This window comes from Fischerella sp. JS2 (assembly GCF_032393985.1).
GTDB lineage: Bacteria > Cyanobacteriota > Cyanobacteriia > Cyanobacteriales > Nostocaceae > Fischerella.
Genome location: NZ_CP135918.1, coordinates 520,366 through 545,710 on the forward strand (window position 1 = coordinate 520,366; position 25,345 = coordinate 545,710).

Below are 25,345 nucleotides of genomic sequence, written 5' to 3' on the forward strand. Positions count from 1 at the left end.
GATTGACCCCACAGATAAATCTGCTTTCTTGTACCCTGAGAGGAATTATTGGTCAAAAATCACAACTAACAACTAACTACTAATTACTAATGTACAGACGCGAGGAACACCGCGTCTCTACCCACTAACAACTAACAACTAACTACCAACAAAACCTTGACATTAACATTAATGTCAAGGTTTAGCGTAAGAGAGTCAGTACTAATTCGACTCTCATGCTTTATCCAGAACGGTTGCATCAATTGACCAAAGAACATGCAGATGCGGTAGCAGCCCTTGTGTGTGGGTTGTTTTTATTTTGTGGATGGTTTGCTTTGCACCTTGGCTTTTTGGGATGGGCGTTGCTGCTGCTACCCATAGCTTATGTGATTGGTGGCTACGAAAGCGCCCGCGAGGGATTGACAACCCTGATCGAAGAAAAAGAACTGGATGTAGATTTGCTGATGATTGTGGCGGCACTTGGTGCTGCTGGGCTTGGTTTATGGCGTAGAGAGTATTACTTAATTATTGATGGGGCTATTTTGATTCTCATCTTTGCAATTAGTGGTGCTTTAGAAGGTTATGCTATGCAGCGAACTGAACGGAGTATCCGCAGTTTGATGAGTTTAACGCAAGACACAGCTAGGGTTGTGCGTTGGGAAAAAGAAGAGGTTATTCCCGTTAAACAGTTGCAAGTAGGAGATGAAATCATTGTCAAGCCAGGAGAATTAATTCCCACAGATGCAGTGATTGTGGAAGGTTACAGCACTCTCAACCAAGCTGCAATTACGGGCGAGTCTTTACCTGTGGAGAAGACGGTGGGTGATGAAGTATTTGCAGGTACGTTAAACGGGTATGGGGCGTTGAAGTTAAAGCTGCATCAACAACCAGAAAGTAGTTTGATTCAACGCGTAATTCGTTTGGTACAGCAAGCCCAAACAGAAACGCCTCCTTCTCAACAATTTATTGAACGATTTGAACGAGGCTACGCGCTGGTAATTGTGGTAGCTGGAGTACTGCTGTTAGTTTTGCCGCCTTTACTTGGGAATTGGGATTGGGAAACGGCGATTTATCGGGCTTTAACTTTTTTGGTGGTGGCTTCTCCCTGCGCGTTGATGGCTGCAATTATGCCAACACTGCTTTCGGGAATTGCCAATGGTGCAAAACAGGGGATCTTGTTTAAAAATGGCGCGCAATTGGAAATGATAGGGAAAGTACGAGCGATCGCTTTTGATAAAACAGGTACTCTCACAACAGGACTCTTAGAAGTATGTGAAGTAATTCCTACTAGTGAATATACAAAAGATGATGTATTAAAAGCTGCTGCTTCTGTAGAATCACGTTCCGAACATCCTCTAGGACAGGCAATTGTGAAAGCAGCAACAAACGTAGATTGGCAAGCGGCAATAGAGGTACAAGCTTTCCCTGGACAGGGAATTGTAGGTATTGTTAATAACCAGGAAGTAATAGCTGGAAAAGATGATTTTGTCAAAAAATATGTTACAGATTTACCGAAAAATTTAATTGAGATTGCTACAAATTTAGAGTTACAAGGGAAAACAGTTGTTTGGATAGCACAAAAAAGATGGGGAGATGGGGAGATTGGGAGATGGGGAGATGGGGAACTCGGGGCCCCCACTCCCTTGGGGGAGTGGGGATTAGGGGCAATGGAGAGATGGGGAGATGGGGAGATTGGGAGATTGGGAGAAAGATTTCACCCCACTATCCCACTACAGCAATATCAAGTACTAGGTATAATTGCTATTGCCGATACAGTGCGATCGCAAGCAGCAGAAACTATTTCTGGTCTGAAAAAATTGGGAATTGAGCAAATAGTCATGTTGACTGGAGATAACCAAAAGACTGCTGAAAGTGTAGCGCGGGAGTTGGGAGTAGATCGAGTATATGCAGAGTTACTACCAGAAGATAAACTGCATGTAATTCGCCGTTTGCAGCAAGAGTATAAAACAGTGGCAATGATAGGTGATGGTATTAATGATGCACCAGCCCTAGCCCAAGCATCTGTAGGTATTGCAATGGGTACAGCAGGAAGTGATGTAGCATTAGAAACTGCTGATATTGTTTTAATGGCAGATAGATTAGAAAAAATCGCAGCAGCTATACTCTTAGGTAAAAGAACACAAGCAATAGTAAAGCAGAATATCACTATTGCTTTAGGATTTATTATTTTATTGTTGATTGCTAATTTCTTAGGTGGAATTAACTTACCTATCGGCGTTGTAGGACACGAAGGATCTACTGTGTTAGTTACCCTGAGTGGTTTACGATTGTTGAAAAATTGACTAGTTGTTCGTTGTTTGTTGTTTGGTGTTTATTTCAACTAACAACCAATAATCAACAAACAACAAATTTACTGTTTAACTGCCTCAGCAGATGCACTATTTTCCTGCTTGGTTTGCTCCTGGGTAACTTTGCCATCAGGCATAATAGTAGCAGTTAATTTTGCTTTTGCTAAATTTGCACCTTCAAGTTTAGCTTTAGTTAAATTTGTACGCTCTAAATTAGCTGCAAACAGAATACTATTTTCTAAATTCGCACCACTGAGATTTGTATTACTTAAGTTAGCACCGCTCAGATTTGCCCAACGTAAATCTACATCATTTAAACTTAAATTACTTAGATCCGCACCGCTCAGATCGCATTCTTTACAGCTTCTAGTCGACAACAATTTACTTATATTTTCTGCAACTTCTTTTCTAAGTGCATATACTTGACTAGAAGGACGCCATAAATTAATTTCACCTAGCGCTGTAGCAGTGATAAGAGTTTTGCCATCAGGTGTGACGTTAACAGCTTCTACCCAAGCACTATTTTTAAGAATCCGAACTAACTCACCATTGTTGACATTCCATGTTTTGACGGTGAGATCCCGCGAACCAGTAAATAATGTCTTACCATCTGGACTAAAGGCGATCGCTTCCACAGTACCAGAATTGCCAGAAAGACTTTTCCTTTGTTGAGGATCTAAACTAGCAATAGGTAACTTTAATTTTTCCAAGTCAAGATTCCAAAGTTCAACCACACCGTAATTACCGCTAGCTGCTAAGGTTGTACCATCTGGACTGAGTGCCACAGCCACAACTTTAGGTGATTGTGTTGTCACAGTATTTACTAACTTTTTATTTGCTAAATACCACAAATCGATAGTATTAGCATTATTACTACCAATAGCCAGAATTTGGGTTTTAGGGTTAAAAGCAACAGCATTTACTGTCCCTGTACCACCACTGAAAGTCTCAAGTTTTTTAAAAGAATTAACATCCCAAATTTTAATAGTTTTATTAGTTTTGTCATCTTTGTCAGATTTTTTCTCATCACTAACACTGATGAGAGTTTTACCATCTGCACTAAAACCAACAAACTTGATTTCACCAGAATTCTCAGCAAAAGAATGTAACTCTTTAGCTGAACTTAAATCCCAAAGTTTAACAGTTTTATCATCACTACCACTAACAATTTGTTTGCCATCAGGACTAATTGCTACAGAATTAACAGCAGCATTATGACCAGAAAGAGTATTTTGTAGCTTACCAGTTTCTAAATTCCAGATTTTAATAGTTTTATCATCGCTACCGCTAATCAGGGTTTTGCCATCTGTGCTGAGTGCCAAAGAACTAACCCACTCAGTGCGACTAGAAGCTTGTGCAAGAGTAGTTTGCAGTTGAGTATCGCGCCAAAGTTCTGGCGGTACAAGAGTTTTGGAATTAGAACCTGCCGTTGTGTCTGTTTTTGATGATGGTTGCAATTTAAACAGATACAACCCAGCTACGATCGCAACTACTGCAACTACTATTGGCGCTATAGTCTTTAAGGATATTTGCCTAGAAGTCATTGCTAATCACTTAAATATTTTTTGTGTATTAGTAGATTGAATCACACCATCGGCAGATGATCATATACTTAGGTTAATGTAATTGCGGCTTAGGAAACTTCCTATAATTTGCGAGATCCCCGACTTTTAAAAAAAGTCGGGGATCTTCCCCCTCCCAACCTCTCAGAAGCAATGACACAGAACAGTAGTCAAAGTAATCGTAACTGATGCTGTGCGTTGTCTAGTTTTATCTGATTTATTTGCTTGGTGTTTTCTTCCACTGAATTGGGTTCTACCCAGTTTTCTTCGTCCGCAGCTAGTAATTTATGCGCTGCTTCCAGCATAGATGTTGCTATATCTTTTAAATCTTCACGATTGTTTAGATAGGTTTTTAGTGCTTCTATAGGATCAATGCTACTACTAGCGCTTAATTCCGGGACGCGCGGTCTAGCTAATTGACTCACTAATTCTGGTTGAATAGTGTAGGTGTGAGCTAGAGTTAATATTTTGTGGAGTGCAGCGTTATCAATTAAATCTAACTGTTCGGAACGAAGTTTGTAAATTAGTCTGATGACTGCATCTTCAATATTATACTTGGCGATCACTTTCATAATTGCGGCTTGTGGATCTTCTGCCTTTGATACATCCACCTCAATAGTGTGGAAAATCCGTGCAGGTAAAGGGCAAAATTCCCACTTAACACTACCACGTTCTAACTCAACCATTACGTAGCCTTTATCTTCTTTTTCTTCACTAAAGTCCACCCGTTCAATACTTCCTGGGTAAACCACTGGTGGATTATTTGATTTATTCAAGTTCTGGTGGCGGTGGACATGTCCTAAACCTACATAATCAAAGCAAGGTCGCACCAGCATGGATAAAGGAATGAGAAAGCCTTTACCAACTGCCAAAAAGCGCTCAGCTCCCAAACTAGCATTATCTGCCATCAAGTGACCCAAAAGAATTGTTGGTATATTCGGGTCAAGACGGCGAATTTCTGCTTCTAAAACAACTTGCAGACGTTCAATGAGGAGTTGATGGACTTCGCTTAAAGATAAACCTTCAGTTTCCTGGCGAGTCATCAACGTAGAACGAGTCAACCAAGGTAAAGTAATGACTTGTACAAGCCCATTACGGGTTTGAATACGGTGAGTAGTTAAAGTATCACCTACTACAATTCCTGGCACACCTAATGTGCGGTAAATACATAAACTTGCTCCCCCCTGCCCTTGGGAATGTTGGTCATGATTACCTACTAACAAGACAGTGGGAATCTGGGCATCGACAAGACGACGAAACTGACCAGCAAAAGCCTCTTGCACATAAGGCGGTGGTGTCGCATCAGGAAAAGCATCACCACCGAAAATGACCAAATCCACACCCTGTGTTAGCGCTTGGTTTATACAATGAGATAAAGTCTTGACAAAATCCTCCAACCGTGTATTTAAACCTGTATCTGGATTAATACGTCCGTGGGAGAAACCGCTTCCCATGTGGATGTCTGAAAGATGGAGGATTTTAATCATAACTTGTCCTTGGTCATTAGTCATTTGTCCTTTGTTTAATACTCTAATTACAAATGACTAATAACTAATGACAAATGACAAATAATTAAATATGAATTCCACACTCAGTCTTACCAAAACCACGCCAGCGTCCAGCGCGTTCGTCTTCACCTTCACCGACTGGGGTTGTGATTGGTTCATCGCCAATACTGGGATAACCTTTGTCATGGAGAGGATTGTAAATTACCCCATGTTCAGCAACGTAACCCCAAGTTTGTTTACGTGTCCAATTGGCTAGGGGATTGATTTTCACCCGACCATTACCGTCAATTTCAAATATGGGCATATTTGCACGAGTCACAGCCTGGTCACGACGGCGTCCGGTAATCCAAGCAACAGTATTCAGTTCTGCTAAACCTCTTTGCAAAGGTTCAATTTTGGTGAGGTGGTGAAATTTAGCAATATCTTTATCCCAGAGTTCATCACCATATTTGGCTGCAAAAGCTTCACGAGAATCTACATCAAGGATTTTGTAAACTTTCAAATCTAGGTCGTAAACTAGTTTGGCTTTTTCCACCAATTCCAAAGATTCCCGGAAGTGAAACAGGGTGTCGAGAAATATCACAGGTACTGGATGCTTGAGTTCACGGTATAAAATATCTGTGATCAGCATGTCATCAACATTAAAAGCACTGGTTTGTACCAATCCTGTGGGAATATTCTCGACAGACCATGCCAATATTTCGCTTGGATGAGCATTCTCATACTTCTGATTCAATTGATCCAAGTCTAAATTGGCGGTTTGGTTCCTAGATACTGTGGAAATGGTCATGGTTATTTTCTAGTCAAACTGTTCCGTAGCTTTCGTAACCATGATTTTACACTAAAAAAGACGCATATTTTGGTCGGATATTCGGTAATTGCTACGCGGATTTGGGAGGTGGGGAGTGTAAGGGGTGTGTAGACACGTAAGTGGCTTAAGGTAAGGGTGGGGTGTGTAGACACGCAAGTGGCTTCCCGTAGGGTGGAGTAGTAAACAACTACTAACCACTAAATAGTTAGTAATCACAGTTATATTTACTAAGATAGGTAAAGCTATTTTAAGTTTTACCATACTTTGGTAGATAAATATGCTGAGTTTGATATTGTAAATAGAATCCTTAAAAATAAGGCATCATTTAAAATGAATGACTCAAAAACTCCAAATCAACTAAATCAGTCTCTGGTGATGGGAGCATTAGTGGTACTAACTAGTGCTAGCGTTATTACGTTGATGAGTTTGTTTTAAGACAAAGATTAAAATTTTAGTAAACAAAGTTTACAAAAGCCCGTTCAGTTATGAGTGGGCTTTTTACATTCTTGACAGCATGAATGCAAACAGCCGCTCAATTTTTCCCCCAAAAACTTTACATTAGCTCTGACAATATTGTCATGACCACCAGGGATGGAATGAATCTCCACTTCAGCTATTCCCCCCCAACCTAAATTGCGATCGCTTCCAACCCACCAAATCTGTTCTTGGCTCCGGAAAAGGGTGATCTTGCCTGAGTATGGTTGTGGGTGATAGTCTCTGACAGCTCGTCGTTGAGTTTCAAAAAAAGCAACTTCTGTTGAATTTATCTTTTGTTCTAGAGGTACAACAGGTGGTGATTTTTCTTCAACACTACCTACGCTGAAGCTATTGCCTATCTCCCCAATCTTTTGCAGGCGCTGCTGCACCCCCATAAATAAGTAGTTAAATTTCTGTTTTGGTTCGATTTGTAAAAAATTATTCCAATGACGAGAAATCCATTGATGGAATGACAATTTATGAAAATATGTAGGGCTAGAGGTGTCAAATAACCCTAAAAACGCCACTTTCTCCCCTTGGGCTAACAGTTGTTGTGCCATTTCAAAGGTGATCACACCTCCAGCAGAAAAGCCAGCTAGCAAATAAGGCCCCTTTGGTTGGACAGTACGAATACCTTTAATGTATTCAGATGCCATATCCTCTATTTTGGTTTGCAAAGGTTTTTTACCATCTAGTCCGTGGGGTTGTAATGCATAAACTGGCTGGTCTACATCTAAATAACGGGCTAAGTTGTGGAAGACAAGAACATTACCATCAGCACCGTGTACGCAGAATAGGGGTGGCTTATCACCATGAGTTTGAATTGGGATAAGTGGTTGCCAAAGGGCTTGTGATTCTTCCTGCTGGAGAATTTTAGCTAGTTGTTCTATTGTTGGTGCTTGCAAGAATACTGATAAAGGCAGACTTTTGACAAATTTCTGTTCGATTTTTCCTAACAAGCGCAAAGCAACCAACGAATGACCGCCCAAATCGAAGAAATTGTCTGTAACACCTACAGGCTGAATGCCTAAAACTTCTTCCCAAATCTCTGCTAGCTGCGATTCTACATTATCTCGTGGTGTGGCAAAGTTTTTTACCATCTGGGAGCGATTCTGATCTGGTGCTGGTAAGGCACGACGGTCTACTTTACCATTCGGTGTTAGAGGTAGGGAATCTAGGATCATAAACGCCGATGGCAGCATGTAATCTGGTAGTGTTTGTTTGAGGAAGTTGCGGAGTTCACCAATAGTGACTGCTTGTTCCCCACTAGGGACAATGTAAGCAACTAAGCGCTGAGCACCCGGAATATCCTCACGGGCCATAACTACGCTTGTTTGTACACCAGGGTGTTGCGAAAGCTTTGTCTCGATTTCTGGTAACTCAATGCGGAAGCCGCGAATCTTGACTTGGTGGTCAATGCGACCAAGGAATTCGATGTTACCGTCACTTAAGTAACGCGCCAAGTCTCCTGTTTTGTAAAGGCGTTCAGATGAATTCAGAGGGTTGAGAATAAACTTCTGTGCTGTTAGTTCCGGACGGTTGAGATAACCCCGCGCCAAACCCATACCACCGATATAAAGTTCGCCAGGTTCCCCAACAGGTACAGGTTGCAAATCAGAGTCTAGGATGTAAATATTGGTGTTGGCGATCGCACAACCAATGGGAGCAGTCACATAAATAGTGTTGCGTTGACACTTCCAGTAGGTAGCATCAATAGAAGCTTCTGTAGGCCCATAGCAGTTATACAGAACATTATCTAAGTTCAGACGGGCAAAGAAGCGTTCTATGAGTTCGACTGGTAAAGCTTCACCACCACAGGTAATGTGCTTCAGACATTGACAACTTTCAATTCCTTTCTCTTCCAGCAATATACGCAGCATCGAAGGAACCATTGCTAAAACAGTTATCTGTTGTTCGCCAATAGTTTTGATCAAATAAGCACTATCCTGGTGTCCACCCGGACGAGGTAATATCAACTTGGCTCCAAAGCATAACGGCCAGAATATTTGCCAAACAGAAGGGTCAAAGCTAAAAGATATAGTTTGCAAAACCTTATCTGTATCGGTTAGTCCAAAACTTGTTTGTCGCCAGTGTAATTGATTACTAATACCACGATGGGGAATCATTACACCCTTTGGTTGTCCTGCAGAACCAGAGGTGTAAATAACGTAGATCAGATTCTCTGGCGTTGTCCAATTCTCAAGATTGTCTGGGTTATTCTGAGCAATGAGTTCCCATTCTGAGTCCAAACAAATTACCTGCGCTTCACTAGCTGGTAGGTCCCCTAACAATTTTGTCTGCGTTAGCATCACTGGTGTTTTGGTATCTTCCAAAATAAAAGCTAACCGTTCTGGAGGATATGCCGGATCTAAGGGTACATAAGCCCCACCAGCTTTGAGAACTCCCAGTAATGCCACTATCATCTCCAAGGAACGATCCATACAAACACCTACTAAAACCTCAGGCCCAACTCCTAAATTACGTAGGTGATGACCTAGCTGATTTGCTCGTTGATTTAATTGCCTGTAAGTTAGTTTGTCTAGGCTAGGAGTGTCTGCTAACGCCACTGCAACCATATCTGGAGATTTTTCTACCTGTGCTTCAAACATTTGATGAATACACAAATATTTGGTGTCATCTATTTGGCTGTGATGCTTTTTGTCATAATTCAGAGTATATGGATTAAATTTAGAACTTGGGAATAATTGCTGGCTTTCAATTTTCATAATGTCAAAAATTAATATACAGATAAATTGATTGGAATAATCTTAAGTCTTTGCTTTAATTCGTAGTGTTTTTAAACGCAAAGGATCGCAAAGGAGAGCGCAAAGGGTCGCAGAGTTTGGTTACAGGAATTTCGTTATGAATTTCTGCAATTTTGTACTAGACTACGAGAAACTCGGAGTCTAAATCCGCCAAATTTTCTTTTGCTAGTGCTTCTCTTGCCAAAATCAATGCTTGATAAGCAGTTTTTAACTTTGTTTCGTCTTTCATCTGTGTTTCAAAGTGCCTTAAATAAGCTTCCAAATATCTAATACGTAAATGTAAATTGTCTGCATTAACCAGAAAAGGTAAATCGGATTCAACCATAAAACGTATAGCTAGTAGGGGAACAGGGCTACGAAGTGGATAGAAGTTTGGATTATGTAAACCTCTCGTTTCTGTAAGCTTATGAAATTCTCCAATCATCAATCCTTGCTCAACAAAAACAGGCTTAAGTTTTTGTTGAACACCATCGATTAGTGTGGCGGCATCTTCTAGAGCAATGTCAGGAAAGATAAGTAAAAAAGCTTTATTGATGGCAGCTTCTCTATCTCGCGGTTCCATCTCTAAGAACTTATCTCGATAGTTTTTCACAATCTCTTCTATTTGTTGGGGCTGTAAATTTTTAGCGTGAATAACTGCAATTCGAATGCTATTTGACTTGAGTGATTGAGGAACAAATGGGCAAACTGCACCCCGCCTACCTAAATCAGGATGGGGTTTTGCCAAAAAATTTTTCACCCACTCTTTAACTTCAACTAAATACTGAATGTCTTGCTGAATTGTATCAATTTCAATTGGTGTATAAAGCTGCATAATTCCTTGGTTATCAAATAATAAGTGTGGATTAAATTTATAAGACCGAAGAGAAAATAGACATCAAAAATACTGTAATAAGTCTTTTCAACTTATTCATTATGAATATTTATACTCACTATTTGATTTGATTAATTCAAATTAGTGAGGATTCACTAAATGTCATTACAAATCAATTTTTTGGTTATTGTTTTTCATTACAAAATTAGGTTTTGCGATTTACAGTTACATCTAAACTTATAGATTTATTTATTCTAGAAAACAGAAAAAATAGAGGCTTAATGACCATTCTTTTTTCTTTTTTAGACTAAAATTTTTCTATGAGAAAAATAAATAATAAGTTATGTAACTGAATTATTCTTAAATAATTTTACCTAATAAATTGTAAAGAAATCGTTTTTATAAATATCTATATTGTGAATTTATTGTTTAAATTGCACGAGCAGTCCTAATTTTGAAACCGTGATGATTTGATACACATAAATTGCCATTTTTTATTTTTTTAAATTAAGATATAGTAAATTTTTAATAAAGGATGTAATTAGACGTGTTGATTTAGTTCTCAAACTCTTTTTGCCAAGCGTTTTTTTAGCTTTTCAACCCATCTGTAACAATATCCCCAAGATTAGCCACGGGTAATTGAACATTCACTGTAGTACCACTTGTAGTATCAGAATGAATAGATAATTCCCCACCATGAGCATTGACTATGCGTTTAGTGATGGCAAGTCCTAGCCCAGTGCCATTAGGTTTTGTGGAGAAGAATGGCTGAGTTAGTTTTGACAAAACTTCTGGGGGAATAGGTTCACCACCATTGCAAACATTGATGCAAACTTGATCTTGAGACGAAGTATCCACTTCCCATTTAATGACATCTCCTGGTAAGACTGCTTCGCAAGCATTGCGGACAATATTGATAAACACTTGTTTGAGCTTATCTTTGTCAACCAAGATATGAGGTGTAGATAAAGCCGGAATAAATTCAATTTGGCGTGAGAGTGCTTCTGGCATTTCGCATATTGCCATAAGTAACTCACTAATGAATTCATTCACATCTAATTCACACAGTTGCAACACTTGGGGCTTGGCGTAAAGTAAAATTTCACTGAGCAAATTTTCTAATCGACTGGCTTCGCTTAGTGCTAATGATAATCGCTCTTGCGCCGCTTCAGTCACAAGGTTTTTTTTCGCATACTTTAATCCCATGTTCATGGTAGTCAAGGGATTGCGAATTTCATGCACAATCATGGCTGCAAATTCACCAATGGCTGCTAATCGTTCCTGTTCTACCAGCCTGGCTTGTGCTGCTTGTAATTGGGCGGTGCGTTTTTCTACTTCAGCCTCTAGAATATGATTGAATTGGCACTGCTGCTGGTACAAATGATAATTATAAATTGCTGTAGCGGCACGTTCAGCAAACAATTCTCCCAGTTGAATTTCTTCTTGGGAAAATTCCCGTGGCTGGTGATGAAAAGAGCAGATAGTGCCAATCACTTCCCCTGTAGCAATCCGCAACGGTATTCCTAAATAAGCACAATAACCTTCTGGGGCCTGGCCATACTCCGGGTGTTGATTCGCATCTTCCACTACTAGGGAATGACCACTTTCTATAACAGTGCCGGTGAGTGAACCATGCAGTGAATAAATGTGTTCGCCCTCGCCCATGTCAATACTACTGGCCAGTACCCTCTCAAAACCTTGCTGACATAAAGTGACGACTGACCAATCTACCTCTAGCAACTCACTAACTCCACAGGCTATATCATGCAGATAGCTAGTTAGTTCTCCAGTTCGATAGTTTAAAGAGGATAAAAGTGCGATCGCTCGTCGCTCACGTTGCCACATTTGGATTTGTAAGTTTTTATTATCAAGGGCTTTGATCATAAATACAGATTGCAGTATTAAGAAAATTATTTTTTAAAATCAAATAGTAATTTGAAAATTTGCTGAGGAAATACTAAGAATTTTCTAACAAAAATATCATCCTTTTATATATATTTCCTTAGATATTCATAAAATTTTAACTAGTTATTTGAGCAATAATCAATTTCAAGCTAAGGAGAAAATTATGAGTTTAGAAGGTAAAGTTGCTTTAGTTACTGGTAGTAGTCAAGGAATTGGGCAAGAAATTGTTGTACGTCTTGCTCAAGCAGGGGCAAATGTTGTCATTAACTATCGCTCTCACCCAGAAGGAGCAGAAGAAACCTTGGCAAAGGTAGAGAAGATTGGTGGTAGCTGCCACATGGCTTTTCGTCCTAAATCACATGGTTATACTTTGAAAGCAGACCTGGGTAGTGTTGAGGAAGTACGTCAACTAATAGCAGAAAGTATTAATCATTTTGGCAAGTTGGATATTTTGGTAAATAATGCTGGCATTGAAAAACATGCGCCTTTTTGGGAAGTTACAGAAGCAGATTATGATGCTGTGATGAATGTCAATTTAAAAGGAGTCTTCTTTGCCACCCAAGCTTTTGTCAAACATCTAATTGCAACTAAGCGCACTGGTAAAATTATTAATATTAGTTCGGTACATGAGGAACTACCATTTCCTAATTTTACTGCTTACTGTGCTAGTAAAGGTGGAATGAAAATGCTGACCCGCAACTTGGCAGTTGAATTAGGAGCCTTAGGAATTACTATTAATAATGTTGCACCCGGAGCAATAGAAACTCCTATTAATACTAAGCTATTGAATGACCCGCAAAAGTTGGGTGCGTTATTACAAAATATTCCTCTTGGTCGCTTGGGTCAGCCACAAGATATTGCTTCCTTAGTAGCCTTTCTAGCTTCCTCTGAGGCTGACTACATTACAGGTAGCACTTTCTTTGTCGATGGTGGGCTACTTTGGAACTATCAAGAACAGTAGAGGAAACAAAACTATGCTAGATTCATCCCTATTTATTCCAGTTATCCTTGGTACTCCACGTCAAGGTCGCCAAAGTGAACATGTTGCTAAATTTATCGTTGAGCAAGTAGCCGCACGCGATCGCCTAGAGACAGAACTGATTGATATTAGAAATATGGCGATCGCTGTTGATGATGCAGGCGAATCGCTCAAAGATCCTGAATTTTCTGCAACTATGGAGCGAGCAGATGGATTAATTATCGTTGCACCGGAGTATAATCACGGTTATCCCGGTTTGCTTAAACACGTACTTGATACTTGCCTCAAAGAATATATTCATAAAGCCGTTGGATTGTGCGGTGTTTCCTCAGGCCCTTTTGGTGGTACAAGAGTAATTCAAAATCTCTTACCTGTGATGCGAGAGTTGGGGCTGGTAACTATTTTTTATGACCTCAACTTTAGCAACGTTCAAACATTATTTGATCAGTCGGGGAATTTGATTGACAAACCAACCTACATTCGCCGCATGGAAAGGTTTATGGACGAGTTAGTTTGGATGTCAACTGTCCTCAAATATGGGCGACAAGAAGTCAGCCTAGAGAAGCAAGAGAGTATCCAAGTTAACATTCATGCCAACAAGCCCTGTCCAGAAATAGCTGCTAGGATGGGTACAGATGCGATGGATACAGTCTTGAAAGTTAGTACTAATACTGAAACCGGAGAAGTGGAAGCTACCCCGGTTACTTAAGTCGCCCAACACCAAATTATGGATCAGCAATCAACTAAAACCATCAAAAGAATTATTCTCTCTTTTTGGCGTTGCATAATAGCGGTATGAATTGAGGTCAATTAATCATGGAATGTCCACGCTGTGGATCTTGTCATAACCGTAAGAATGGAAAGAAAAGAGGTAAACAGAATCACATTTGCTGTGATTGTGGTCGTCAATTCATTGATGTCTATAAACCACCCAGGGGCTACTCGGATGAAATCAAACAAGAATGCCTAAAAATGTACGTCAATGGTATGGGATTTCGTGGAATTGAAAGGGTGAAAAACGTTCATCATACTACCATTATTCATTGGGTTAAACGAGTGGGTACACAATTGGCGGATACACCAAATTCAAAGGAAATTCCGCAGGTGGGAGAACTAGATGAATTAGAAACATTTATTGGTTCAAAAAAAATAAAATCTGGTTGTGGACGGCGGTAAATCACTTTACTCAAGGTATTCTTGCTTGGGTTTTAGGTGATCGTAGTTCGACTACTTTCCAACAGTTATGGAACATTGTCCAGTGTTGGCAGAGTTATTTTTACGTCACAGATGGATACCCTGTTTACCCTTGTTTTGTTCCTGATGGTGACCAAATTGTGAGTAAGACCTACATGACACGAGTCGAAAATGAAAACACAAGGCTTAGACATTATTTGGCTCGTCTTCATCGTAAAACTTTATGTTATTCCAAAACCGAGGAAATGCTGAGATACTCTGTTCGATTGTTATTGCACTACCTCAAATATCGTTCTGTTCCCTTACCTGCCTAAAACATACCTTTATTCAGCAACGCCATTAATGAGTTGCATTGTGAACATGATGAAAGTCGATGGAATGTGTTGCAATCTCTGGTTACTGAGTGTGGTTTGGTTTTCCCCTTCGAGAAAACTTGTTTTATCTGCGATCGCCCTATTAAACTTTCTCTAGACAGCGAAAATCGTCTTCATGCTGAAGGAGAAGCAGCAGTTGAATTTGCCGATGGGAATAAACTGTATTTTTATCAAAATGTCCCCTTGCCAGAAAAATACGGTACAGTTTCCCCAGAACAATGGCAAGCACAATGGATACCAGAAGAACCCAGTGATAAAGTACGACAAGTGCTAGAGCAAGTCATTCGCTCTCACACTTCAGGCCAATAATTAATAATGAATAGGAATAAAAAAACATTTTTGCCTCAATGAGCAATTAGCAATTAACAATTAAAAATTCTCATGAGCGAACCTAAAGGCAGTAAAACTCAAGCTAGAGTTTGGGTGGTGGAAAATGGCAAAATGCGATCGCGTTCTGACTATATCACCACAGAAGAACCTTTAGAAATTCGTCTGCTATCTCCACGTCGGACAATTGCTGTCACCATGCGAACTCCAGGAGCAGATTTTGAACTAGCTGCTGGTTTTCTGTACACAGAAGGAGTAATTAGCAACCGCCAAGATATCCAACGTCTGAGTTATTGCGTAGATGCAGAAATAGATGGTGAACAACGCTTCAATATTGTCAATGTAGAACTACGAGAAGACTTACATCCCAATTTACAGCCTTTGGAACGTCACTTCTACACCTCCAGCGCCTGTGGAGTGTGTGGTAAAGCTAGTCTGGAAAGTTTACATTTGCGGGGTGTAACGCCGATACCCCCAGAACCCCAAGTGACACCAGAAATTCTCTATAGTCTGCCAGACCAACTTAGAGCAGCTCAGGGTATATTTAAAGCAACAGGCGGTCTACATGCTGCTGCTTTATTTGATGTTCAAGGGCAGTTGTTAGCAGTAAGAGAAGATGTAGGACGTCATAATGCCTTGGATAAACTCATCGGTTCGGCTTTATTGAGCGATCGCTTACCTTTGCATAACCACATTGTTATGGTAAGTGGACGCTCTAGCTTTGAGATTTTACAAAAGTGTATAGTTGCTGGGATTCCGATTATTTGTGCTGTTTCTGCTCCTAGTAGTTTAGCGGTTTCTGTAGCTAGAGAATTTGAAGTTACCTTAATAGGATTTTTGCGGGGACAAAAATTCAATGTTTATTCTGGTTGGGAAAGAATCTGGATGGTGGGGAGATAGGGAGATAGGGAGGTGGGGAGATGGGGAGAAAACTTCTCCTTAATTACCCCATGTCTCAGTTACTATTTTTGAATGCAACTTTGAGTTATACCAATTCAAATAATGTTTGCTACAGATAACTTCACCCGCCTAACCCCACCCTCCCCTTAGAAAGGGGAGGGTTAGGTTGGGGTGTTATATAATCCATGTGTTGTATTCTTTTTTCAAATTGGTATTAACCGCGATCGCGTTCCAAATCATCAATCACTTTTTCCATGTACCATTCTTCTGACATCCCAGGATAGTATCTCTTGGTTTGATCTATTAACCGTTGGGCTATTTCCCAATATCCCCCGACTAGTCTTAATAAGCGTTGTTGTAGCAGGTTATACTTAATTTGCTTCGATTCAATACTTGGAGACTGAATTTTATTGAGACTTTCAAGGACGTGTTCGTAATTTTTCCAGTCTTCTTTTTCACAAAATATACTTGCTGCTTGCTGATAATCGGCTATGGCACGTTGCATTTCTTCCATGTGGGCATAAGCAAGACCGCGATTGTAGTAAGCTTGAGGATCACCAGGGTGAATTTCTAGAGCTTGAGTATAGTCAGTTACCGCACCAAAATAGTTACCCATTGCCCGGTAAACATTGCCTCTGGCAATATAAAGCAAGGCATCCTCTGGTTGTATTTGCAGTGCTTGGTTAAAATCGATGATCGCGCCTTGATGATCTCCTAGCTGAAAACGCGCCTTTCCTCGGTTGCGATAGACAATCGCATCTTGAAAATTGAGTTGTAGGGCTTGGTTAAAGTCTGCGATCGCTTCACGATAGTTTCCCTGTTTATAACGTACCACCCCACGACAGCAATAAGCTTGTGCATCTTGCGGATCGACTTGTAACGCCCAGTTTAAATCTTCTAATGCTTGGCGAGTATCCCCTTTTTCTGCCTTTTCCAACAACTGGGTGAAATATTCCTGCGGTGACATAATCGGTATAGTTGGGGTAGGGCGTTGGTGAACCACAGTAAGATTTTGTTTGGGTTGCAGTTGTTTAATTTTTTCCAAACACAGACGACAGTTATCTTTATCCTTTTGTTGTAGATATAAATCCGCAGCTAACTTAAAATTAGCGATCGCATCATGAACACGTCCCATTTTGCGGTATATAATTCCCCGTAAATTATAAGCCGCAGCGTGATCGCGATTGAAACGAATAACTTGGTCTGCATCAGCAAGCGCCCCCGGCAAATTTTTCAGCGCTACTCTTGCCAAAGCGCGACAATAATAAGCCTCGACACATTCAGGATTTAGTTGCAGAGCTTCCGTATAATCAGAAACAGCCAAAAGAATTTCGCCAGAATCATAGTATGCTAAACCCCGTTGGCAGAAAGTATCAGCAAAGTAAGGGTTGATCTCAATAGCACTTGTAAATTCTGCGATCGCTCCAGCATAATCTTTTTGCTTTGCTTTAGCCAATCCCCTATTGTAAAAATCATTATTCATATAACTACTAACAGCTAACTACTAACCACTAAATAATGACAGCCGACTACCTTTACTATTACCCAACTTTATACCCTGGTATCTTACTCAGACGCTATAAACGCTTTTTTGCTGATATTGAACTTGCTTCTGGGGAGGTAGTGACAGCACATTGTCCAAATACAGGGCCAATGACAGGAGTATGTATCCCTGGTAATGCAGTGCAGCTTTCTAAAAGTGATAATCCCAATCGTAAATTAGCTTACACTTGGGAATTAATTCAAGTGCATGATAATGAACCAACTTGGGTAGGTGTTAATACAAGTTTGCCTAATCGCATCATTAAATTAGCATTAGAAAAAAATCTTTTCCCTCAGTTGGGTAAATATAGTCAAATTCGTAGTGAAGTCGTCTACGGACAAGATAAAAAAAGCCGAGTAGATTTTTTTCTATCTGTAAGTGCAACACTAGCCCAACAAGCGAATCCACTGCTAATCGACGTAGATAGGACAACTTTATCAGAAGCATCATCACAAGAAGATAGTACATTGCTAATCACAGATCATCATCGTCCGATTTATTTAGAAGTAAAAAACACTACTTGGGCGCAAGACAAACTCGCCTTATTTCCCGATACAGAAACAACACGAGGACAAAAACATTTGCGAGAATTAATGGCACTCCTTCCCCAAAGCCGGGCAGTGATGCTTTACTTTATTAATCGGGGAGATTGTGAAGAATTTGCCCCTGGTGATAGTGCCGATCCCGTATATGGAAAATTATTACGGCAAGCAATATCCTTAGGTTTGGAAGTTCTACCTTGTCGTTTTGAAATCTCACCAATAGGTATCCGCTACTTAGGTTTAGCGAAACCTAAATTCTCTGTTGCATCGAACTCACCTAACATTAAGATATAAAAGCATACCAATAATCTATCTGTGATCATCTGTGTGTATCAGTGTGCATCAGTGTTCGATAAAAAATTTTTGCACAATTTCAACTTTAATATCTAATGGTTATAAAACAAACTTTATTCTGGGGTTGCTGGTTCACTTCACTTGCTACTACTGCCCTGCTATTTTTTTGGTCATTACCCCTCTCCCCATTTAAACATCCTGGAATCAATGCTAATGAGGCAGTCATTATCTTCTTCCCCATCATGGGTATACGCTGGCTGACTCTCGCCACAACCCTTGCTCTTGTCGTTATCGTTTGCGGACAACGCCTGAACTTAGCTACCCACTGGATTGTCATTCTTACTATTCTTGTGCTAGCCCTCCATTTCCTGCTGGGAGTAATTAATATAGGCATCATGAACGCTTGGCTCTCTGTTGAGCCTATTAAGACACGCACTACTAACGCCATTTACGCAGCAATTTACTTTGGATTGCCCATGTTTTGGATGTTACTCACAGCACCCCTAATGCTGAGCGCTGCTCGTTTTCGTAGTTGAAGCCATCTTCCGAAAAAATTTTGTAGACAACATCTATGTTTTTTCCCTGCACTCTCTGAAAATTTGACTCCTCCTACACCCTTACACCCCCACACCCTTTTTCAAGTTAGTACTATTCCCGATTGTCAATCTGCGCTCTTTGCAAGCTACCAGAAAAATCTACATAAACTGTCTTCCATTCTGTGAAAATATCTAAGGCGGTAGTTCCAGCTTCCCGGTGTCCATTGCCTGTTTGTTTGACACCGCCAAAAGGCAAATGTACCTCTGCACCGATGGTAGGGCCATTGATATAGGTGATTCCTGCTTCGATATCGCGCATGGCTGTAAAGGCACGATTGATGTCACGGGTATAAATTGAGGAAGAAAGACCGTATTTGGTGTTGTTGAGGATTGATATTGCCTCCTCAAAGCTATTCACTTCTATTAATGCTACCACTGGCCCAAATATTTCTTCTTGAGCAACTCGCATTTGCGGCGTTACTTCGTCAAGGATAGTTGGTTGAAAGAAGTAGCCGTTTTTTAGTTTTCCCTCTGTTGTGATTTCTCCACCTATTAATACCTTTGCCCCTTCTGCACGGGCAATATCTAGATATTGGTTGACTCGTTGCAGTTGTCTTTCGTTGATGATTGGCCCGACTTCTGTGTTTGGATCACTACCAGTACCCAGACGTAATTTGCTGGTACGCTCTTTAAGCATAGTGGTAAATTTTTCTTTGATGTCTCGATGCAGAATTAAACGACTAGTAGCAGTGCAGCGTTGACCGGCTGTACCAAATGCCCCCCAGATTGCACCATCTAGGGCTAGTTCTAAATCTGCGTCTTCCATGACTATTTGAGCATTTTTACCACCCATTTCCAAACAGACGCGTTTGTGGGTGTGTCCACAAATGGAACCAACTTCTGCACCCGTTTCGGAAGAACCTGTAAAAGATACCAAATCTACATGAGGATGAGCAACTAGGGCTTTTCCAACCTCTTCGCCTACCCCATGCACTAGGTTAATGACTCCTGGTGGTAAACCTGCTTCGGCAAAAATTTCTACTAGTTTTGTAGCACAGGCGGGGGTATCTTCTGCTGGTTTAAAAATAACAGTGTTACCGCACACTAAAGCCGGCATGGCTTTCCAGCAGGGAATAGCGATAGGGAAGTTCCAGGGAGTAATGAGGGCGCAGACTCCGATGGGCATCCGTACTGTCATCGCGAATTTGTTAGGCATTTCTGATGGTGTAGTTTGCCCAAACAAGCGTCTCCCTTCGGCTGCACTATAAAAAGCACAGTCAATACCTTCTTGTACATCTCCTCGTGCTTCTGCTAGGGGTTTACCCATTTCCTGACAGATTAATTGTGCCAGTTCTTCTTTGTACTTACTTAAAAGTTCCCCGACTTTAAAAATATATTCTGCTCTCGTTGGGGCGGGGATTAATCGCCAAGTTTGGTAAGCTTGGCGCGCAGCAACCACTGCTGCTTCTACGTCAGTTGCGCCGGAATGGGGAAAAGTAGCAATGACTTCACGCTTGTTAGCAGGATTGCGGCTTTCTAAAGTAGCTCCCGCAATCGCGTTTAACCATTGACCATCAATATAATTACGACAAGTTAGTGGAGTGTCCATTCGATTTTAGATTTTGGATTTTAGATTGAGTTCTACTGATAAATCTGGGGGCTTTTACCCTTTTCTTATACCCCCACGGGCAATTGCCCACAACGAGGAGATAAAATCTAAACGTAGACGCGCTCATTCTACTGAAGGCGCGAATATTACGGACGTAGTTAGGGACAATCAGTTTCTATAATTAATAAAACGAAAGGGAGAAATCCACGAGGCAATAAATGAAACTCAAAAATCTGTCACTGATAGCCACAGCAGCTGCCCTCAGTTTTACAGTCATGCCCCAGCGCTCTGTGCAAGCAGAAAGCGCTCCAAAAGTTCCATTACAACTTGCACAAGCAAACCAACAACTACAACCACCCCGTATACAATTATCACAGCAACAACAACAAAAGATTGCTCAAATTCGTGCTAACGCTCGCAATAGTATTGAGAAGGTGCTGACACAGAAGCAACGCGATCAAATCAAGACTGCGATGCAATCAGGTCAGCCTCCTCAACAAGCTTTTGCTGCATTAGATTTTACCCCACAACAAAAAACCCAATTGCAGCAAATTTTGGTGTCTTCACAACAGCAAATGGAAGCTGTTTTAACTCCCCAACAAAAGAAACAACTAGACCAATATCGGGAGAATGTAAGACGCCAGCAGCAACAGCAACAAAGGTAATAACTGAGACTATATCTAATTGTTAGCTGTTTGTTTTTCTATAGCCCGCACAAGCGGGCTTTGTTTTTATACGTGAGGTTTGATTCTAGGCTTTTCGAGGTTTACGGGCGAATCATATCAGTAGAAGGCATTAGGGATTAGGGAGTGTGGGGAGAGTATAGTTCAGTGATCAGTTATCAGTTATCAAATTATATTACTCATTGTTAACTGTCACTGATTCCTAAGCATCAACAACTAACTACTAACCACCGCAATACAATCAATTTCTACCAACACATCCTTAGGTAAACGCGATACCTGTACACATGCCCGTGCTGGCGCTGTCGCCTCATCAAAATATTTTGCATACACGGCATTCACAGCCGCAAAATCATTCATATCAGCTAAAAATATAGTTGTTCTCACCACATCAGCGAAACTAGCTCCTCCAGCTACCAAAATCGCTTCCAAATTAGCCATTACCTGCTCAGTTTGTTTTTTGACATCTCCTTCACCGACAATAGCACCAGTATTTGGATCAAGGGCAATCTGTCCAGCCACAAACATCATCTTCCCAGCAGCAGCGATCGCCTGATTATACGATCCTACTGGCGCTGGTGCTTTCTCAGTACGAATAATCTTTTTACTCATAGTTCTTCTGTTGTTTGTTGGTTGTTGATTGTTGATTGTTGGTTGTTAGTTGTTAGTTGTTATTTAATACTTACTCCTCACACCCCTCACACTCCCCATCTCCCCATCCCCCCATCCCTCCAATCCCTACCTCGGACGTATCCCATAATGCCGATACCGCCAATAATCTCGCAAAATTATATCGTGATCGAAACACAAATTCTCTGGTACACGCCAAGATTCAAAAATTTTTATCCCTTTGGCATCATCTCCTGCCTTTGGTTCCCCTTTTGCCGTTGCTAAAAACACTATACTGATCGTGTGCTTACGGCGATCGCGTGCTGGATCAGAGTAAACATGAAATTGTTCAATCAACTCCACCTGTAAGCCAGTCTCTTCTAACGCTTCACGCCGCGCCGCCGCTTCCACAGTTTCCCCATAATCAACAAATCCACCGGGTATGGCCCAGCCTAATGGCGGATTATGTCTCTCAATTAACACTATGGGTCGATGAGGTCGGTCAAGCAATTCGATGATGATATCAACAGTTGGAACAGGATTTTGATAACTCATAAAACATTAATTGTGACAGCAAATCTGGTCTTCCAGATAACTGAAAGTCAACAACTGTTCCATGTTAAATTCAGTGGATATCTTTGCTCTCTATAGTTCAGGATATTTATGCCTTTTCCTAGATCCAGTGGCATTCTGCTACATCCAACCAGTTTTCCCGGTCGCTATGGTATCGGAGATTTGGGGTTGGAGGCGTATAAGTTCGTAGATTTTTTGGCTCGCAGTGGGCAGCAGTTGTGGCAAGTACTACCCTTGGGACCTACGGGCTTTGGCAATTCACCCTATATGTGTTTTTCTGCTATGGCAGGCAATCCCCTGCTGATTAGTCCGGATGTATTGAAAGATCAAGGCTTGTTGAGTGAAGATGATCTGCGCGATATTCCAGATTTCCCGTTGGATCATATAGACTTTGAGCAAGTCATTGCTTGGAAAATACCTGTGTTACGGAAAGCTTGTGAAAACTTTAAACACAAGGCTAGTCCTATGCAGCAGAAAGAGTTTGAGGGTTTTTGTCGGGGTAAAGCAAGTTGGCTAGAAGATTATACCCTTTTTATGGCATTGCTAGATACGCAAGGAACGACAACCTGGACTGAGTGGCCTGAAGAACTGCGTAAGCGCAAACCAGAGATACTAGAACATTGGCGTCTGCAATTGACAGACGAGATATTTTACCATAAATTCCTACAGTTCGAGTTTTTCCGACAGTGGTCTGAGCTTAAACTCTACGCTAACGAACAAAATATTCAGATTCTTGGCGATATTCCCATATACGTTGCCCATAATAGCGCAGATGTCTGGGCGCATCCGGAGAATTTTATGCTCGATCCGGAAACGGGAGAGGCTACTGAAGTCGCAGGGGTTCCACCAGATTATTTCTCAGCAACGGGTCAACTTTGGGGAAATCCGATCTACAACTGGGATTACTTGCAATCCACTCGTTTTCATTGGTGGGTCAGACGTGTACGTGAAAACCTCGCTCATGCAGATTTAATTCGTATTGACCATTTCCGAGGTTTAGAATCTTATTGGTCGGTTCCAGCAGGAGAGGAAACGGCGATCAATGGCAAATGGGTAAAAGCTCCAGGCTACGCTCTGTTTGAGACAATTCGTGAAGAGTTAGGCACTCTACCGATCATTGCTGAAGACTTAGGCTACATCGATCAGCCAGTATTGGATCTCAGAGATCATTTTGAATTTCCGGGAATGAAGATTCTTCACTTTGCCTTTGGTAGCGATGCTAACAATACTTACTTACCATTTAATGTGGTTCATAATAGCGTAATCTATACCGGAACCCATGATAACAATACAACCATTGGCTGGTATTATCATGATGCTTCTGATTATGAACGCGATCGCGTCCAAAAATACCTTGGCTGTAATGGTCCCCACGGAATAGCTTGGGATATGATTCGACTAGCAATGAGTTCTGTTGCTCATCAGGCAATTATTCCTCTCCAAGATGTCTTCAATTTGGGGTCTGATGCTCGCATGAACACCCCTAGTAAAGCTGATGGCAATTGGGATTGGCGCTATCGAAGTGAAGCCTTAACTGAGGAATACAGCAACCGTCTTAGGGAGATGGTAATGATTTATGGGCGCTACAAGGGGTAATACCGTTTCACTACAAGTCTGATACATTTGGCAAGTACGAAGACAAGGAGGAGAACTTGTATCAATTATTTTGTGAAATGGTATAAGACAAGTACTGCCCTTTTGGAATCGTTTTGGTTAGTTAGGGTGGGTAAAACCCACCTAATTTCACTTAGACGAGGAGTGGAAGCGATCACGACTTCTTCTCCTAGCCTCTAGTCTCTAGTGCCTTGAAATATGCGAACAATTGCGGAAATTAATGAAAAAATTAGCAGTAAACGTGCAGTGGTATTAACTGCGGAAGAATTAAAAACCAGAGTTGCAGAAGTCGGTGTCACAAAAGTTGCCCAGGAAGTCGATGTAATCACTACTGGGACTTTTGAGCCAATGGAATCTAGTGGTGCAATTATTAACCTAGGACATACTGATCCGCCAATCAAAATTCGTCGCTGTTGGTTGGATGGTGTGCCAGTCTATTCAGGCTTTGGTGCTGTAGATTTATACTTGGGTGCAAGTTCTGCTGTAGAGGTGATGGAGGGGGAAGAAGTCCGAGAACGAGGCGGTGGTCATGTAATTGAAGATTTGATTGCTGGTAAACCTGTACATGTACGCGCTCAAGGACAAGTCACAGATTGTTACCCCAGAGCTACTTTTGAAACAACTATCACCCGTGATACTATCAATCAGTTTTATTTATTTAATCCTAGAAATCTTTATCAAAATTTTATTGTAGGGGTGAATGGAGGCGATCGCCCACTTTTTACTTATTTAGGCCCTCTACAGCCGCGTTTGAGTAATGCAGTTTATTCTAACCCTGGTGCTATTTCCCCTCTCTTCAACGACCCTGATCTCCAACTAGTCGGTATTGGTACACGAATTTTCCTGGGTGGGGGTATTGGCTATGTAGCATGGGAAGGAACGCAGCATTTTCCCTTACAAAAACGCTTGCCCAATCGTACACCTATTGGCCCGGCTGCAACTTTAGCCTTAATCGGTGATGCCAAACAAATGGATACTCGTTGGGTACGGGGTTGTTACTTCAAAAATTATGGTCCTTCTTTAATGTTGGGTGTAGGCGTACCCCTTCCCGTGTTAAGTAAGGAAGTGGTAGCCAGATGTGCAGTTAGTGATCAAGACTTAGTTGCACCCATCGTAGACTTTTCCATTCCCCGGCGGGTACGTCCTACCTTTGGCTTGGTGAGTTACGCTCAACTAAAAACAGGACGCATAATCATTGAAGGCAAAACAGTACGTGTTGCACCCGTTGTAAGCATACTCCTCTCTCGGCAAGTCGCCCAAGAGTTAAAACAATGGATTCAAGCAGGTACTTTTACTCTTACCGAACCAGTCGCCCAAATCTCGATGGAACGCTCTTTTCTCCCCCAGGATCGGTGGACGGAGTTTTAACAAAAGGTAGGGTGGTGGGGCTTTGGGGAGATGGGGAGAAAATTACACCCCATCTCCTTATCTCCCCATC

General features: G+C 41.2%; 21 protein-coding genes. 11 read left to right on the forward strand and 10 right to left on the reverse strand.

Going from position 1 to position 25,345, the window contains the following annotated elements:
• The first annotated feature begins 215 nt into the window (after positions 1-215).
• Entirely contained in the window at positions 216-2,282 is a 2,067-nt protein-coding gene (locus tag RS893_RS02185) for a heavy metal translocating P-type ATPase (protein WP_315789621.1), read from the forward strand.
• Positions 2,283-2,350: 68 nt separating this feature from the next.
• Here the strand turns inward: RS893_RS02185 and RS893_RS02190 are convergent, their stop codons facing one another.
• The 6 genes from RS893_RS02190 to RS893_RS02215 all read right to left on the reverse strand — a co-directional run bounded on the left by RS893_RS02190 (position 2,351) and on the right by RS893_RS02215 (position 12,109).
• Positions 2,351-3,832: a pentapeptide repeat-containing protein gene (locus RS893_RS02190; protein ID WP_315789622.1), complete on the reverse strand. Its 1,482-nt coding sequence runs from the start codon at positions 3,830-3,832 to the stop codon at positions 2,351-2,353.
• Positions 3,833-4,020: 188 nt separating this feature from the next.
• Positions 4,021-5,337, reverse strand: a complete 1,317-nt coding sequence (locus tag RS893_RS02195; protein ID WP_315791843.1) for an exonuclease SbcCD subunit D — start codon at positions 5,335-5,337, stop codon at positions 4,021-4,023.
• Between the two features lie 85 nt (positions 5,338-5,422).
• Complete coding sequence (gene cysH / locus RS893_RS02200; protein ID WP_315789623.1) at positions 5,423-6,148, reverse strand: phosphoadenosine phosphosulfate reductase; 726 nt, start codon at positions 6,146-6,148, stop codon at positions 5,423-5,425.
• 500 nt (positions 6,149-6,648) lie between these two features.
• Positions 6,649-9,372 (reverse strand): amino acid adenylation domain-containing protein, encoded by a 2,724-nt coding sequence (locus RS893_RS02205; RefSeq protein ID WP_315789625.1) that lies wholly within the window; start codon positions 9,370-9,372, stop codon positions 6,649-6,651.
• 157 nt (positions 9,373-9,529) lie between these two features.
• Positions 9,530-10,225, reverse strand: coding sequence for a DUF6875 domain-containing protein (locus RS893_RS02210; RefSeq protein WP_315789626.1), 696 nt, complete (start codon positions 10,223-10,225; stop codon positions 9,530-9,532).
• 588 nt (positions 10,226-10,813) lie between these two features.
• Complete coding sequence (locus RS893_RS02215; RefSeq protein WP_315789627.1) at positions 10,814-12,109, reverse strand: ATP-binding protein; 1,296 nt, start codon at positions 12,107-12,109, stop codon at positions 10,814-10,816.
• A 184-nt stretch (positions 12,110-12,293) separates the two neighbouring features.
• Between RS893_RS02215 and RS893_RS02220 the strand changes: the two genes are divergently transcribed.
• The 5 genes from RS893_RS02220 to fdhD all read left to right on the forward strand — a co-directional run bounded on the left by RS893_RS02220 (position 12,294) and on the right by fdhD (position 15,904).
• The gene (locus RS893_RS02220) at positions 12,294-13,091 is read left to right on the forward strand and encodes a glucose 1-dehydrogenase (RefSeq protein WP_315789628.1); all 798 of its coding nucleotides are present in this window, start codon (positions 12,294-12,296) and stop codon (positions 13,089-13,091) included.
• Between the two features lie 13 nt (positions 13,092-13,104).
• Positions 13,105-13,818 carry an NAD(P)H-dependent oxidoreductase gene (locus RS893_RS02225; RefSeq protein ID WP_315789629.1) on the forward strand — a complete coding sequence of 238 codons (714 nt, stop codon included), beginning with the start codon at positions 13,105-13,107 and terminating at the stop codon, positions 13,816-13,818.
• A gap of 107 nt (positions 13,819-13,925) precedes the next feature.
• Positions 13,926-14,617 (forward strand): IS1 family transposase gene (locus RS893_RS02230; protein WP_315784082.1). Its coding sequence is split into 2 segments (ribosomal slippage): positions 13,926-14,250 and positions 14,250-14,617, totalling 693 coding nucleotides; the frame shifts between segments, so codons are not numbered across the junction.
• A 33-nt stretch (positions 14,618-14,650) separates the two neighbouring features.
• Complete coding sequence (locus tag RS893_RS02235) at positions 14,651-14,986, forward strand: DUF6745 domain-containing protein (RefSeq protein ID WP_315789630.1); 336 nt, start codon at positions 14,651-14,653, stop codon at positions 14,984-14,986.
• 72 nt (positions 14,987-15,058) lie between these two features.
• Entirely contained in the window at positions 15,059-15,904 is an 846-nt protein-coding gene (gene fdhD / locus RS893_RS02240; RefSeq protein ID WP_315789631.1) for a formate dehydrogenase accessory sulfurtransferase FdhD, read from the forward strand.
• A gap of 214 nt (positions 15,905-16,118) precedes the next feature.
• On the opposite strand, the gene RS893_RS02245 is transcribed toward fdhD, so the two are convergent.
• A complete protein-coding gene (locus tag RS893_RS02245) occupies positions 16,119-17,387 on the reverse strand; it encodes a tetratricopeptide repeat protein (RefSeq protein WP_315789632.1) in 1,269 nt (422 codons plus the stop codon).
• Between the two features lie 35 nt (positions 17,388-17,422).
• Here RS893_RS02245 and sfsA point away from each other — a divergent pair, with 35 nt between their 5' ends.
• Together sfsA and RS893_RS02255 are read left to right on the forward strand one after the other, a co-directional pair.
• Positions 17,423-18,283 carry a DNA/RNA nuclease SfsA gene (gene sfsA, locus RS893_RS02250; RefSeq protein WP_315789633.1) on the forward strand — a complete coding sequence of 287 codons (861 nt, stop codon included), beginning with the start codon at positions 17,423-17,425 and terminating at the stop codon, positions 18,281-18,283.
• Positions 18,284-18,378: 95 nt separating this feature from the next.
• Positions 18,379-18,819 (forward strand): hypothetical protein, encoded by a 441-nt coding sequence (locus RS893_RS02255; protein ID WP_315789634.1) that lies wholly within the window; start codon positions 18,379-18,381, stop codon positions 18,817-18,819.
• A 112-nt stretch (positions 18,820-18,931) separates the two neighbouring features.
• Here the strand turns inward: RS893_RS02255 and RS893_RS02260 are convergent, their stop codons facing one another.
• Positions 18,932-20,428, reverse strand: coding sequence for an aldehyde dehydrogenase family protein (locus RS893_RS02260; protein ID WP_315789635.1), 1,497 nt, complete (start codon positions 20,426-20,428; stop codon positions 18,932-18,934).
• 218 nt (positions 20,429-20,646) lie between these two features.
• Between RS893_RS02260 and RS893_RS02265 the strand changes: the two genes are divergently transcribed.
• Complete coding sequence (locus tag RS893_RS02265; protein WP_315789636.1) at positions 20,647-21,093, forward strand: hypothetical protein; 447 nt, start codon at positions 20,647-20,649, stop codon at positions 21,091-21,093.
• A gap of 234 nt (positions 21,094-21,327) precedes the next feature.
• Here the strand turns inward: RS893_RS02265 and RS893_RS02270 are convergent, their stop codons facing one another.
• Both RS893_RS02270 and RS893_RS02275 read right to left on the reverse strand, forming a co-directional pair.
• Positions 21,328-21,723 carry a RidA family protein gene (locus RS893_RS02270; RefSeq protein WP_315789637.1) on the reverse strand — a complete coding sequence of 132 codons (396 nt, stop codon included), beginning with the start codon at positions 21,721-21,723 and terminating at the stop codon, positions 21,328-21,330.
• Between the two features lie 126 nt (positions 21,724-21,849).
• Positions 21,850-22,275: an NUDIX hydrolase gene (locus RS893_RS02275; protein WP_315789638.1), complete on the reverse strand. Its 426-nt coding sequence runs from the start codon at positions 22,273-22,275 to the stop codon at positions 21,850-21,852.
• Between the two features lie 108 nt (positions 22,276-22,383).
• Between RS893_RS02275 and malQ the strand changes: the two genes are divergently transcribed.
• Both malQ and RS893_RS02285 read left to right on the forward strand, forming a co-directional pair.
• Entirely contained in the window at positions 22,384-23,889 is a 1,506-nt protein-coding gene (gene malQ, locus RS893_RS02280) for a 4-alpha-glucanotransferase (RefSeq protein ID WP_315789639.1), read from the forward strand.
• Positions 23,890-24,105: 216 nt separating this feature from the next.
• On the forward strand, positions 24,106-25,275 hold the full coding sequence (locus RS893_RS02285) for a homocysteine biosynthesis protein (protein WP_315789640.1): 1,170 nt from the start codon (positions 24,106-24,108) through the stop codon (positions 25,273-25,275).
• The last annotated feature ends 70 nt before the right edge of the window (positions 25,276-25,345 follow it).